Here is a 13,955-nt window from a genome sequence, read left to right as displayed (position 1 = left end):
GTGCGCAAACTTGCGCCTGAACAGGACCCTCTGCGTATGGGCATGGGCTGGACGGTGGAAGATCTGTCCAAACCCCAGATTATGATTGAAAGCACGTTTGGAGACAGCCATCCGGGCAGCGCGCATCTGCTTGAGCTGGTCGACCGTGCGGTTGCGGGTGTGCGCAGCGCGGGCGGCAAGGCGGCGCGGTATTTTGCCACCGATATCTGCGACGGTATGGCGCAGGGACATGACGGCATCAATTATTCGCTGGCGTCCCGCGATACCATTTGCAACATGATTGAAATCCACGCAGGCGCAACCCCGTTCGACGGCGGCGTATTTGTTTCCTCGTGCGATAAGGCGGTGCCAGCGCATCTGATGGGCATTGCCCGCGTCAATATGCCGTCCATTTTGGTAACCGGCGGTGTGATGGATGCCGGCCCGGACCTTTTGACGCTGGAGCAGATCGGCAAGTACAGCGCGCAGTATGAGCGCGGCGAAATTACTGCGGAGCAGCTTACGTTCTATAAGCAGCACGCCTGTCCGTCGTGCGGCGCATGCTCGTTCATGGGCACGGCGTCCACCATGCAGGTAATGGGCGAGGCGCTTGGCCTGATGCTGCCGGGTTCGGCGCTGATGCCGGCTACCTGCGCGGATCTGCGCGATGTAGCCGCGCGGGCCGGCCGCCAGGTGATGGAATTGGCCAGAATTGGGCTGAAACCGCGCGATATTGTCACTAAGGAATCGTTTGAAAACGCGATCATGGTACACGCGGCCATATCGGGCTCTACCAACTCGCTGCTGCATTTGCCGGCCATCGCACATGAATTTGGCATTGAACTGGATGCGGAGATGTTCGACCGGATGCACCGCGGCGCGCATTATCTGCTGGATATCCGTCCGGCAGGCAAGTGGCCGGCGCAGTATTTCTATTATGCGGGCGGTGTGCCGCGCATTATGGAAGAGATTCGCCCGCTGCTGCATCTGGATGCAATGACGGTGACGGGCAAAACGCTGGGCGAAAATCTGGACGAGCTCAAGCAGAACGGTTTCTATGACAAGTGCGACGAATATTGCGCCGCGCACGGCGTGACGCGCGAGGATGTCATCCGTCCGTTTGACAAGGCGATTGGTACGGACGGCGCAATCGCAATCCTGAAGGGAAACCTTGCCCCGGAAGGCGCGGTCATCAAGCACACGGCCTGCCCGAAGGAGATGTTCCGCGCAGTACTCAATGCCCGCCCGTTTGACAGCGAGGAGGAAGCAATCAGCGCGGTGCTGCGGCATGAGATTCAGCCGGGCGACGCGGTGTTTATCCGCTATGAAGGCCCGAAGGGCAGCGGCATGCCGGAGATGTTCTATACCTCGGAGGCGATTTCTTCGGATAAGGAGCTGGGACGCTCCATTGCGCTGATCACTGACGGGCGCTTCTCCGGCGCTTCCACCGGTCCCTCTATCGGCCATGTTTCGCCCGAAGCGGCAACCGGCGGACCGATTGCGCTGGTGGAAGAGGGCGACCTGATTCAGATTGATATTCCGGAGCGCATCCTTGCCATCGTGGGCGTGAAGGGCGTGCGCAAAACACCGGAAGAAATGGAAAAAATCCTTGCGGAGCGCCGCGCAAAGTGGCAGCCCAAGGCGCCCAAATATCCATCCGGCGTGCTCAAACTGTTTTCCGAGCATGCGGTATCCCCGATGCAGGGCGGTTATATGAAATAAAAAATCAAAAAAGTCCCGTCGGCTGAAGCCTGATTTCAGCCGGCGGGATTTTCTGTTTTTAGCTGGATGGTAGCGCGGGGGTAAAACAGTATCCCAACCCGCGTACGGCGATAATCTGTGCAGATGAGCCGACAGCATGGATTTTGCGCCGCAGCAGGGTCAGATAGACCTCCAGACTGTTGTAGGACGTTTCACAGTCAATGCCCCAAACTTTTTGGCGCAGTGTTTCCCGCAGCAGCGTCTGTCCGGGGTGCTTCAGAAACAGTTCCAGAAGCTGCATGTTGCGGGCAGACAGCCGCATTGCATCGACAGGGCCGGACAACAGGCAGGCGTGCAGATCAAGTGTCAGATCGCCTGTATGCAGCACGGTTGCCTGCGGCACAGAAACGCGCCGGCAGAGTGCGCGTAAACGGGCAAGCAGTTCGCCAAGCAGAAAAGGGCGGCTCATAACGTCGTCCGCTCCTGCATCCAGTGCATGCATCCGGTCGTGCGCAGAGGCATGGGCCGCGGCAATCAGAATGGGAAGGACAATGCCGTCTGCGCGAAGCCTATGCACCTGCTGCTCGGGTTTGGCATCTGCGGAGAGATAGATCATCGCGTCATAAATGTTTTCCGAAAGCGCGAGAAGCGCCTGTTCAGACTGCGGGATATAGTCTATTAGAATGTGTGATTTTTTTAAAAATCCAGCGATATCGTCACCTTTTCCAGAGCCGCTGAGCAAAATGCGCATGAATTTTCCTCTCCTATCCATTGATGGTTTTATTCTGTCAGAAAAATATGGAAATTTGGTGTACAGCGGATAAAGCTTTTGTGAAGTACACCTTTTTTCAATCTTTCATTAAGGAAAGGCTCGTATGATGAGACGCAGACAAAAGAAGCGTTGACAAGTGAGGTGTATTATTGTAATATTGTATTATCATATTAATATGAGCTGGGAGGAGTTTGGAATTGCAACTGCCATTCGGTAAATGGAAGTCCGTATTTATGGAAAAGATGCACAGCGGGAAGCATGCAGCAAAAAGAAACGGTGATGCATCGGAAAAGAAAAAAGGCGGGAGCCGGAAGAAAAAAGCAACCGTTATATTGTCAGTTGTGCTGCTGGCTGCTGTCGGGATCGGCGTTCGCTTGCGGGCCGGTGCTTTAAGCGGCGCTGAAGTGCAGGCGTATACAGAAAATCCGGCAGAGCGGCGCAACATTCAGCTGACGCTGACAGCAACAGGCACCGTACAGCCGGCAAACCAGTATGATGTAACGGCTTCGGTGCAGGGCGACGTGCTTTCCTGCACCTTTGAGGAGGGAGATTCGGTAAAAAAAGGCGATATTCTCTATGAAATTGACAAAACAGACGCAGAAAACTCCATTGAACAGGCAAAGCTGTCCTTGCAGCAAAGCCAGAATAACTACAATCAGTCGCTGGAGAGCCTGGACAGTTTGCAGGTAAAGTCAGATGCGGCAGGCGTCATTACCACGCTGTACGTCAGCGCAGGAGATCAGGTGCAGGCGGGGGCGAAGATTGCCGATATTCGGGATTCCTCGGTGATGGAGCTGACGGTGCCGTTTAATGCAGCGGATGTCGCCTCGTTTGGCGTGGGCGCGGCGGCGGTTGTTACGATAGATGGTTCGTTTGAAACGCTTTCCGGTACGGTAACGGCCATAGATGCCGCCGATACGGTGCTGGACGGCTATCAGATTGTGCGCAATGTAACAATTCGTGTTTCCAACCCGGGCGGGCTTTCCACGTCGTCGGCCGCTACTGCCACCATAAATGGTATTGCCTGCAACCAGGGAGCAAACTTTACTTATCTGTCGGAGTCCACGGTTACCGCAGGCGTATCAGGAAAGATTTCGGAGCTGCATGTGCGGGAAGGTGCGTCCGTCTCCAAAAATCAGACGATTGTGACACTGACCTCAACCTCAACGGAGAGCCAGGTAAAGAACAGCCAGATTTCTTTGCAGCAGTCGCAGCTTTCTTATCAGAACACGGTGGAAAAACTGGAAGATTACACCATTAAAGCGCCGATTGACGGCACGATTATTACCAAAAACACCAAGGTTGGAGATACGCTGGATGCAACAAACGGACAGAATACGCTGGCTGTCATCTACGATTTGTCTTATTTGACATTTGATATATCGCTTGATGAGCTCGATATTTCCGATGTGTCTGTTGGGCAAAAGGTCAATATCACCTGCGATGCGCTGGAGAATACAGAGATTACCGGCCGCGTCACAAAAGTTTCTGTTGCAGGTACAACCGAAAACGGCGTGACGACCTATCCGGTTACGGTACAGATTGACGACGTGCCCGACGGGCTGCTGCCGGGGATGAATGTTGACGCTACCATTGTGGTCAGCGAATCGGAGAATGCGCTTGCCGTGCCGATTGCGGCGGTACAGCGCGGAAACACCGTTTATGTAAAAGCGGAGGGCGAAAAAAATACCGAGCAGACGATGGTAGGCGGCGCGCTGCTGCCGGATGGCTGGAAGGCTGTAGAGGTGGAAACCGGCCTGTCCGACGATAACTATATTGAAATTATTTCAGGCTTGCAGGAGGGCGACGTTGTATATGTGCCGCAGGCAGAGCGTGCCGCATCGGATGAGATGGAGATGATGCCGGCAGGTGAAATGGGCAGCATGCCGGCTGGCGCGGCACCGGAAGGGGGCCCTGCCGGTGCAGCGCCAGCCGGCCAGGGCAGAGGCGGTATGCCGTGATGAAGCAGCAACAGGGAACGCCGCTGATTGAGCTGCGCGATATTTATAAAATATACCGGATGGGGGACGCGGAAGTGCATGCGTCCGACGGGGTTTCGCTGTCTATCCAAGCGGGCGAGTTTGTTGCCATTGTTGGCCAGTCCGGTTCGGGAAAGAGCACGCTGATGAATATTATCGGCTGCCTGGATGTGCCGACGCGCGGGCAATACCTGCTGAACGGCAAGGATGTTTCCGGGCTGACGGACGACGAGCAGGCTGAAATACGAAACAAAACGCTTGGATTTATTTTTCAGCAGTATAACCTGATTCCCAAGCTGACGGTACAGGAAAATGTGGAACTGTCGCTGCTGTATGCCGGCGTGCCGGCAGAAGAACGTGCGCGGCGTGCGGCCGTTCAGATAGCGCGTGTCGGGCTGGCGGGAAAGGAAAAAAATTTGCCGAGCCAGCTTTCGGGCGGTCAGCAGCAGCGTGTTTCCATCGCACGGGCGCTGGCGGGCGAACCATCGGTCATTCTGGCAGACGAGCCGACAGGCGCGCTGGACTCCCGCACAAGCAGGGAGGTGCTTGACTTTTTGAAAAAGCTGAACGGGGAAGGCAATACCATTGTGCTGATTACGCATGATAACAGCATCGCAGCGGAGGCCAGGCGCGTGGTGCGCGTGGCAGATGGGAAAATTATTTTTGACGGACCCGCACGCGATGCGTTTCCGAGGGGGGACTGACAATGGGCGTTACACAGGCGTTTAAACTGGCGGTCAAAAGCCTTTCGGGAAGCAAGATGCGCGCCTTTCTGACGATGCTGGGCATTATTATCGGCGTAGGATCGGTTATCATTCTCGTATCGCTTATGCAGGGGATGACGGGAGAAATGACGGCGATGTTTGAGGATATGGGTACGAATACACTGGATGTGATGGTGACAGGACGCGGCTCGTCCCGCACAGTGGATGTGGACGATATATATGCGCTGTATGAACAGAATAAGGATGTGTTTATGGGAATCAGCCCGGCCGTATCGGTCAAGGGAACGGTCAAAACGGGCACAGATTCGGATGCCTTTGACGCGACGGGCGTGACTGGCGTTTCCGAGCAATACGCCCAGCTTTCCAAGCTTACGCTCGCGGAGGGACGGTTTATCAGCTACGCGGATTTGACGGCGCGCAGCAGAGTTGCCGTTGTGGGCAGCTATATTGCAAACACGGTGTTTGGCGGAAGAGCGGTTGGACAAACGCTGAAAGTGAACGGCAATCCGTTTACCGTTGTGGGAGTGCTGGAGGAAAAAGGCGACAGCACTGCCGGTTCGGCGGACGACTGCCTGTATATCCCCTATACGACGGCTGCAAAAATGACGTTCGGCAGGATTGAAAGCTTTGTTTTTGCCACGCAGGACGCCGCGCTTAACGCGCAGGGCACGGCGCTGATAGATGACGCGCTGTATGCGGTGTTTCAAAATGAAAATTACTATACCATCAGCGATATGCAGGAGATTGTGGACAGCATGGAGGAAATGACAGGCATGATGACCATGGTGCTGGTCGGCATTGCGGGCATTTCGCTGCTGGTGGGCGGTATCGGCATTATGAACATCATGCTGGTATCGGTGACCGAGCGCACACGCGAAATCGGCATCCGAAAATCGTTAGGGGCAAAGAAAAAAGATATTATGCGTCAGTTCGTCATTGAGGCAGGAACCACTTCGGCGCTGGGCGGTGTGATCGGTATTGTATTCGGCGCGGCGGTTGCGGTTGCGCTGGGCAAGGCCATTGGAATCAACGCGGTCCCCAGCCTGTCCGCCGTTGCGCTGAGTTTTGGAGTTTCGGTATTTATCGGTGTGTTTTTCGGCTTTATGCCGGCAAATAAGGCGGCAAAACTCAATCCGATTGACGCGCTGCGATATGAATAAGGGCCGTCTGCGCGTTTCAGGCGGAAACCTGAAGAATGGTATGGCGCTGCTGCGGCAGCTCCGGATAAAGGAGGACGAATTTCATGAGAAAACTATTTGCGCTGCTGCTGGCAGCCGTGCTGATGACGGCTTCGGTACCGGCTGCGCTTGCCGCGGGCGGCGTTTCAGAGGCGGTTGCCGAGCAGGTCGTTCGGGCGGCCGGTATTATGCAGGGAGACGGCAGCGGCAATCTGAATTTGGGCAATACGGTAACGCGCGCAGAATATGCAAAAATGCTGGTAAGCGCCTCGGTTTATCAGGATAAAGTGAGCGGCGTATCGAATGCGTCGCCATTTCGGGACGTGCCTTATACGCATTGGGCAGCCGGCTATATCAAAACAGCCGTTCAGCAGGGCTGGCTGACCGGTTATCTGGATGGAACATACCGTCCCAATCACACGGTAACGCTGGAAGAGGCTGCAACCGGCTGCCTGAAGCTGCTTGGCTATACCACCGAAGATTTTTCCGGCTCTTATCCCTATGGGCAGCTTGCATTATATCAATCGCTTGGTCTGGACAACGGCGTTACAGCCTCCAAAGGCACTGCAATGACAAGACGCAGCATGATGTACCTGTTTTATAATCTGCTGGGAGCGGAAACGAAGGATGGGCAGGTTTATGCGCAGACCCTGGGATATACGCTTGATGCCAATGGTGAAATTGACTATTTGAGCATTGTTGCAAAGCAAATGACAGGCCCGTTTGTTGTAACGGAAGACCTGTCGGATATCGTTTCTTCTGCCGGAAAAACCGTGTATCGGAACGGCTATGTCAGCACGGCGGAGGCGATATGCAAATATGACGTGGTATACTACACGGATTCGGCGATATGGGCTTACGCCAACGCGGTAACGGGCACCTATCAGTCTGCTGCTCCGTCTGCTGCTTCACCAACATCGGTCACGGTGGCGGGCAGCGAATACCAGATTGAAACGGGAGAAGCGGCGCTGGCACTTTCGTCGCTCGGCGGGCTGAACATCGGGGATGTAGTAACGCTGCTGCTGGGCCGCACGGGAGAAGTGGCGTTTGCAATTTCGGCGGAAGAATATGCGGCAGGCATTGCCGGCGTGGTCACGTCTACGGGAACCGGCACTTACTATAATGCGGTGGGAAACGCCTATACGTCACGCACCGTCACGGTTGCCGCAACAGACGGTAACTCTTATACCTATCCCTGTACAAAAACCTCGATTGGAGAGGGCGATTTTGTTTCCATCGGTTTCGGTGCATCCGGAACCGATGTTTCCGTACTGAAAACAGCCTCCTTATCGGGAAAAGTGTCCGGCTATACCATCGGCGGCAAAACAATGGCCAAAAATGTGCGCATTCTGGATGTGAGAGGCACGGATACGATGCGTGTTTACGCCTCGCGGCTGAACGGTGCGTCGCTGGATAGCGATGATGTGCGATACTATGCCGTCAATGCAGAGGGCGAGATTACCGACCTGATATTGCATGATTTCACCGGTGATTTGTATGAATACGGGATTATTACCAGCGTAAAGGAAACTTCCAGCGATATGAACCTGTCCGGAAGCTATACTTACCTGCTGAACGGCGAAAAAAAGACGCTCTCGACAAGCGGAAAAACATTGGGGGCATCTTATGGCCCTGCGCGCCTGACCGTGGAGAACGGCCAGCTTTCTGCGGTGCGGGCGCTGTATTCGGTGAAAAATCCGGACAGCATCAGCACACTTGGCATGACAAAAGGAGAGGAAACCTGGTATTTTGCAGATGCGTGCGCCGTTTATTTATCCGGCAATGGAGAGTACAGTCAGCTTTCCCTGACGGAGCTGCGCAACAACCTTTCAGACTATACGATTACCGGCTATTATGATAAGGATACCAAAGACGGCGGACGTGTGCGCCTTGTGATAGCGCGAGCAAAATAAGCGCAAAAAAAGGACCCGGGCGGGTCCTTTTTTTCATCATAAGAGGCGGTTATTCGCCTACCAGCGGGGTGGACAGGTAACGGTCTCCGGTATCCGGCAGCAGGACGACGATGGTTTTTCCGGCGTACTCCGGCCGCTGCGCCAGCGCGGCGGCCGCCCACAGCGCCGCACCGGAGGAAATGCCGATGAACAGTCCTTCGCTGTGCGTAAAGGTGCGGGCAGCATCAAAGGCATCCTCTCCCTTGACGCGGATGACCTCATCATAGATATCGGTATTGAGAACCTGCGGCACAAAGCCGGCGCCGATGCCCTGAATCTTATGCGGGCCGCCTTTGCCTGTGGAAAGCACGGGGGACTCATCCGGTTCAACCGCTACGATGCGTATCTGCGGGTTTTGTTCCTTCAGATAGCGGCCGATACCGGTAATGGTGCCGCCGGTACCCACACCGGCGACGAAAAGATCGACCTTGCCGCCCGACTGCGACCAGATCTCCGGACCGGTAGAGGCGTAATGCGCAGCAGGATTGGCGGCATTGACAAACTGGCCGGGGATAAAGCTGTTCTCAATTTCACCGGCGAGCTCTTCCGCCTTGGCAATTGCACCCGACATGCCCTTGGCGCCGTCTGTCAGCACCAGCTCGGCACCGTAGGCCTTGAGCATGTTGCGGCGTTCCACGCTCATGGTTTCGGGCATGGTAAGGATGATGCGGTAGCCGCGCGCTGCGGCAACCGCAGCCAGACCGATGCCGGTGTTGCCGCTGGTCGGCTCAATGATGGTAGCGCCGGGCTTCAGCCTTCCGTTCTGCTCGGCGTCTTCAATCATGGCGTAGGCAACGCGGTCCTTGACCGAGCCCGCCGGGTTAAAGTATTCCAGTTTGGCCAGAATGGAGGCGTGGGCGCCCATCTTCTGCGCAAATTTATCCGCTGCATACAGCGGCGTGCCGCCGATCAGATCGGCAAAGCTGTGCTTGATATCAGACATGGTAAAACCGCCTTTCATAAATCACCAAATTCATATGTATTTTATATGAATTAAGCATACAGGCAGAAGGCTGATTTGTCAAGCATTTTTTCATAGATGCAAAAAATCTCCCGAGCGGGAGATTTTTCGTGTAAAACGGTATTCTATTCTGTAGAATGCGCCGGTTCGGTTTCAATCAGCCCGAGCTGCATTTTCCAGCGGATGACCCGCACGGCCGACTCACGGATGCGCGCGGGGTCGAGCCTGCCATCCTGCACTGCGGCAAGCACCGCGTTGTACTGGGTGACAAAATCCGAGGATACCAGCATATCGTTCCCAGCCTGCACGGCGAGCACAGCGGCGTTTTCACCGCCGGTGTAATCAGTAATGGCCTCCATGATGAGATCATCGGTCATCACAACGCCGTCAAAGCCCAGTTCGCCGCGCAGAATCTCATGCACGGCAGGGGAGAGAGAGGCGGGCAGCGCGTCATCCATGCACCGGACAATGTTGTGGCTGACGAGCACAGACTGTGCGCCGGACTCAATTCCCGCTGCAAAGGGCAGAAAGTCACTGGTGCGGAAGGTTTCCAGCGGGCGCTCGTCAATGGCAATGCCGGTATGGGTGTCCGCGTTGCTGCCGTAGCCCGGGAAGTGCTTGAGTACCATTCCCATGCGGTCAGCCTGCATCTGCGTGACCTGTTCGCGGATACATGCGGCGGTGGCGGCGGCATCCTGCCCGATGGTGCGGGCATAGATAAAGTCATTCGGGTCGGTGGACACGTCGCACACGGGCGAAAAATTGACGTTGATGCCAATGGAAGAGAGCAGCGCGTCTTTTTCCGCGGCATCCTCGATCAGCAGGGGCAGACCGCCCTCGCGGTACAGCGCCTGCGGAGAGCGGAATTTCTCCGCGCGGAAATTCGGATTGGAGCTGACACGCACGACGGTGCCGCCTTCCTCATCCACGCCGATGAGCATGGGCGTGGCGGCAGCCTCCTGATAGGAGCGGATGGTTTCGCGGATGGTATCCGGCGTCTGTCCTTCAAAATCGCGGCCAAACAGGAGATAGCCGCCGATCGGATACTGTTCGGCGAGAGCGGCAGCGTCTGTTTCGGGGCAGCGGACAAAAAACATCTGTGCAAGCTGCTGCTCGAGCGAAAGCCGGTCGGTATAGGCCTGTGCGGCGTTGCGCAGCACCGTTTCGGGGTCGGGCGCAGGAGCGGGTGCAGGAGGCTCCTGCGGAGCCTGGTTTTCATGTGAAGGAGCGTCCGCTTCCGCGGTGCCGTCGGTGCCGCAAGCGGACAGGCCGGTCAGGCATAAAGCGGCAAACAGCAGCCCAGCGAGCAATCGTTTCATATGGAACCGCCTTTCCGTATTATAATTTGAGGCTATTATAGCATATGTCGGCGGCAGAAACAACAAACAGCAAAAGGCGGGCTGCGGTTGCATTCGATGCGCCGCTTGTGGTAAGATAGAGGGACGAAAGGGGGAGGACACATGCCGGTGATCGGACGTTTTGCGCCCAGCCCGAGCGGGCGGATGCATCTGGGCAATGTGCTGTGCGCACTGCTGGCGTGGCTGTCGGCGCGGCAGCAGAATGGGGAATACCTGCTGCGAATCGAGGATTTAGACGCCATGCGCTGCCCGCGCAGCTACGCGGACCTCATTATGGACGATCTGCGTTGGCTGGGGCTGAATTGGGACGGTGAGGTGCTGTACCAGAGCGAGCGCGCACCTGTTTATGAAGAATATGAGCAGGTTTTGCGTGAAAAGGGACGATTATATCCATGTTTCTGCTCCCGTGCGGCGCTGCATGCAGCTTCTGCCCCGCACTTGTCAGACGGGCGCGTGGTCTATGCGGGCACCTGCCGCGGCCTGACCGCAGCGCAGATTGAGGAAAAACGGCGCATGCGTGCGCCTGCTACGCGGGTATGTGTGCCGGCAGAGGAAGTGTCGTTTACCGACAGGGTATTTGGTGTGTACTGTGAGAACCTTGCAGAGATGTGCGGGGATTTTATTATCCGACGGTCGGATGGGGTATTCGCGTATCAGCTGGCGGTGGTGGTGGATGACGCGCTTTCCGGTGTGAACGAGGTCGTGCGCGGGGTGGATTTGCTTTCCTCCACGCCGCGGCAGATCTGGCTGTACCGCCAGTTCGGATTTACGCCGCCGGATTTCTGCCATATCCCGCTGCTGTGCGACCATGACGGCCGTCGTCTGTCCAAGCGGGATGCGGACCTGGACCTCGGGAGGCTGCGGCAGCATTTTTGCCCGGAGCAGGTGGTCGGCGCGCTGGCTTATGCAGCGGGCCTGACCGACCGGCCGGAGCCGGTTGCCGCGCAGGAGCTGATCGCGGATTTTTCGTGGAAACGCATCCCGCAGGAGGAACTGTACCTGCCGCCTGTGCTGCAAATCAAATAGCGCACTCTGAAAGAAGAACGCCTGCGGGCGTTCTTCTGAGACTGCGAACCGCGCCCTTCGGGCACAATTCTCCGTCGTCTTGTATAAAAACCCACGCACATGTCGCGGGTTTTTATGAAAATTGCAGCTTGCTCAATTTTCTATTTGATGCGCGCTGCCGCGCGTGTTGCTTACGCTCAATAACAAAATACTTTTTTCGATAGACTGAAAAGAACGCCTGCGGGCGTTCTTCTTTTTTGTCAAAAAATACTTGACAGCGGTTTGAACGGGATGTATTATAGTGATATCAAATTGATATCGAAACGAGGGGATCATATGAATCAGAATCAGGGACAATATCAGGAAAAGGTGCTGCGTGCGCCCAATGGGATGGGTATTCTTATGCTGGATATCCTGCTGTGCATCGCGGCGGTCGCGCTGATCGTGTTCGGCGTACAGGGGGATCATACGCTGCTGCTGGTCATCGGCATTGTGTGGCTTGCCGTGCCGAGCTGGCTGCTGCTGTGCGGCATCAAGGTGCTTGGCCCGAATGAGGCGCTGGTGCTGACATTGTTCGGCAAGTACATGGGCACGCTCAAGGGAGAGGGCATCTTCTTTGTCAATCCGTTCAGCAATTCGGTCAATCCGGCAGCAGAGAATGCAAGTGCGGCCGCGCTGAACAAGCTGGCGCAGGAAGATAAGCCGTCCAGCGGCAAAATCGTCAAGGCGGCTGGGGTCAGCAAAAAGCTGTCGCTCAAAACCATGACGCTGAATAACGATAAGCAGAAGATCAACGACCTGCTCGGCAACCCGATCGTGATCGGCATTGCGGTCATCTGGCATATTGAGGATACCGCCAAGGCGGTGTTTGCGGTGGACAATTATCAGGAATTCCTGTCCATCCAGTCGGATGCGGCGCTGCGCAATACGGTGCGCCTGTATCCGTACGATGTATCCGAGGGCGGGGATGAAAAGAGCCTGCGCGGTTCGTCGCAGGAAATCGCTGAAGTGCTGGCGGAGGAGATTCAGCAGCGTGTGGAATGCGCGGGTCTCAAGGTGGAGGAAGCGCGTATCACCACGCTGGCCTATGCGCCGGAAATTGCGGCGGCCATGCTGCAGCGCCAGCAGGCAAGCGCTGTGGTCGATGCCCGCAAGATGATCGTCGAAGGCGCGGTGGGCATGGTCGAGCTGGCGCTGGACGAGCTGAGCCGCAAGCAGGTGGTCGATCTGGATGACGAGCGCAAGGCGCAGATGGTGTCCAATCTGATGGTGGTGCTGTGTGCGGGAAAGGATGCACAGCCTATTGTCAATTCGGGCAGCATCTATTAAAATAGAAGTATAGCGGAAAGACGATGCAGCCGGCGGCGGGGAAACAGCAGAAGGGCTGTTTCCCCCTGTCTGCTGCTGCGGAACGGAGCAAAGGAGGCGGGAGCGCTGGCAGATAAGGAAAAAGCGAAAAAGCAGGTGCCGCTGCGGCTGTCCGCCACCCTGTACGAGGAATTGTCCCGCTGGGCAGAGGATGAGTTCCGCTCGGTCAACGGGCAGATCGAATACCTGCTGACCGAGGCGGTGCGCCGCCGCAAAAAGACAAAGGATAAGGATGAGTAGAGCAAAAAAGAGCGCCCTGAGGCGCTCTTTTTCGCGTGTAAAGAAGGTCAGTCGTTTCCGGTGGGAATAAACGGCCGAATGGCGCCGGCAACATTGGCAATGGGCATGGTTTGCAGCCAGACTTTACCAGGGCCGGTCAATACCGTATGGAACAGCCCTTCGCCGCCGAGCAGCTTGTTTTTGATGCCGGGCACCTGGCGAATATCAATGGATACGGTGGGCGCAAAACCGGCCACGTTGCCTGTGTCCACGATGAGCTGCTGCTCGGGCGCAAGGTCGTACTCCACCAGTTCGCCGTCGATTTCCACAAAAGCGACGCCGGAACCGCTCAGACGCTGCAAAATAAACCCTTCGCCGCCGAAAAAGCCTGCGCCGGCCTTCTTGTTGAAGTGGATGGAAAGCTGCACGCTGCTTTCTGATGCAAGAAAAGCGTTTTTCTGTACAATCATCTCACGCCCGGGCGCAATGGAGACGGGGATGATTTTACCGGGAAAGCTGGAACCAAAGGTAATCATTCCTGCGCCGCGCGCAGTGTAAATATTCTGAAACATGCTTTCGCCGGAAAATGCCCTGGAGAACATTTTGCCCAGCCCGCCGCCGCTGGTCGACATCTCCATATTGGGCGACATCCAGACCATAGAGCCTTTTTCGGTAATCATCTGCTCGCCGCTGGCAAGCTGGCAGACTACAACGGGAAACGCCCCGCCTTTGATTTCATATTGCATTTTTCTATCCCT

At 56.0% G+C, this 13,955-nt stretch carries 12 protein-coding genes; 8 read left to right on the top strand and 4 right to left on the bottom strand.

Going from position 1 to position 13,955, the window contains the following annotated elements:
- On the top strand, positions 1 to 1,701 hold a 1,701-nt coding region (ilvD, locus tag ACOYIE_RS01690; RefSeq protein ID WP_433410228.1), incomplete at its 5' end, for a dihydroxy-acid dehydratase.
- Positions 1,702 to 1,759: 58 nt separating this feature from the next.
- Here ilvD and ACOYIE_RS01685 read toward each other — a convergent pair.
- Positions 1,760 to 2,431: a response regulator transcription factor gene (locus ACOYIE_RS01685; protein ID WP_433410226.1), complete on the bottom strand. Its 672-nt coding sequence runs from the start codon at positions 2,429 to 2,431 to the stop codon at positions 1,760 to 1,762.
- A gap of 362 nt (positions 2,432 to 2,793) precedes the next feature.
- Here ACOYIE_RS01685 and ACOYIE_RS01680 point away from each other — a divergent pair, with 362 nt between their 5' ends.
- The 4 genes from ACOYIE_RS01680 (at position 2,794) to ACOYIE_RS01665 (ending at position 8,247) form a co-directional block, all read left to right on the top strand.
- Positions 2,794 to 4,413, top strand: a complete 1,620-nt coding sequence (locus ACOYIE_RS01680; RefSeq protein WP_433410233.1) for an efflux RND transporter periplasmic adaptor subunit — start codon at positions 2,794 to 2,796, stop codon at positions 4,411 to 4,413.
- The gene (locus ACOYIE_RS01675; protein ID WP_433410224.1) at positions 4,413 to 5,135 is read left to right on the top strand and encodes an ABC transporter ATP-binding protein; all 723 of its coding nucleotides are present in this window, start codon (positions 4,413 to 4,415) and stop codon (positions 5,133 to 5,135) included. The genes ACOYIE_RS01680 and ACOYIE_RS01675 overlap by 1 nt, the downstream gene beginning before the upstream one ends.
- 2 nt (positions 5,136 to 5,137) lie before the next feature.
- Entirely contained in the window at positions 5,138 to 6,316 is a 1,179-nt protein-coding gene (locus ACOYIE_RS01670; protein ID WP_433410222.1) for an ABC transporter permease, read from the top strand.
- A gap of 83 nt (positions 6,317 to 6,399) precedes the next feature.
- Positions 6,400 to 8,247, top strand: coding sequence for an S-layer homology domain-containing protein (locus ACOYIE_RS01665; RefSeq protein ID WP_433410220.1), 1,848 nt, complete (start codon positions 6,400 to 6,402; stop codon positions 8,245 to 8,247).
- A 49-nt stretch (positions 8,248 to 8,296) separates the two neighbouring features.
- Here ACOYIE_RS01665 and cysK read toward each other — a convergent pair whose 3' ends face one another.
- Together cysK and ACOYIE_RS01655 are read right to left on the bottom strand one after the other, a co-directional pair.
- Positions 8,297 to 9,229, bottom strand: coding sequence for a cysteine synthase A (gene cysK, locus ACOYIE_RS01660; RefSeq protein ID WP_433410218.1), 933 nt, complete (start codon positions 9,227 to 9,229; stop codon positions 8,297 to 8,299).
- 143 nt (positions 9,230 to 9,372) lie between these two features.
- A complete protein-coding gene (locus ACOYIE_RS01655; protein WP_433410215.1) occupies positions 9,373 to 10,566 on the bottom strand; it encodes a glycoside hydrolase family 3 protein in 1,194 nt (397 codons plus the stop codon).
- 141 nt (positions 10,567 to 10,707) lie between these two features.
- On the opposite strand from ACOYIE_RS01655, the gene gluQRS reads away from it, so the two are divergent.
- The 3 genes from gluQRS (at position 10,708) to ACOYIE_RS01640 (ending at position 13,218) form a co-directional block, all read left to right on the top strand.
- A complete protein-coding gene (gluQRS, locus tag ACOYIE_RS01650; protein ID WP_433410213.1) occupies positions 10,708 to 11,631 on the top strand; it encodes a tRNA glutamyl-Q(34) synthetase GluQRS in 924 nt (307 codons plus the stop codon).
- Positions 11,632 to 11,946: 315 nt separating this feature from the next.
- Positions 11,947 to 12,939: an SPFH domain-containing protein gene (locus ACOYIE_RS01645; RefSeq protein WP_433410211.1), complete on the top strand. Its 993-nt coding sequence runs from the start codon at positions 11,947 to 11,949 to the stop codon at positions 12,937 to 12,939.
- A gap of 105 nt (positions 12,940 to 13,044) precedes the next feature.
- Positions 13,045 to 13,218: a ribbon-helix-helix domain-containing protein gene (locus tag ACOYIE_RS01640; RefSeq protein WP_433410231.1), complete on the top strand. Its 174-nt coding sequence runs from the start codon at positions 13,045 to 13,047 to the stop codon at positions 13,216 to 13,218.
- Positions 13,219 to 13,265: 47 nt separating this feature from the next.
- On the opposite strand, the gene ACOYIE_RS01635 is transcribed toward ACOYIE_RS01640, so the two are convergent.
- A complete protein-coding gene (locus ACOYIE_RS01635) occupies positions 13,266 to 13,943 on the bottom strand; it encodes a TIGR00266 family protein (RefSeq protein WP_433410209.1) in 678 nt (225 codons plus the stop codon).
- Positions 13,944 to 13,955 lie beyond the last annotated feature (12 nt).

The organism is Agathobaculum sp., from assembly GCF_050946325.1.
Classification (GTDB): Bacteria; Bacillota; Clostridia; order Oscillospirales; family Butyricicoccaceae; genus Agathobaculum.
The sequence above is the reverse complement of the archived record's forward strand: the minus strand, read 5'-3'. Positions and strand labels throughout refer to the sequence as shown.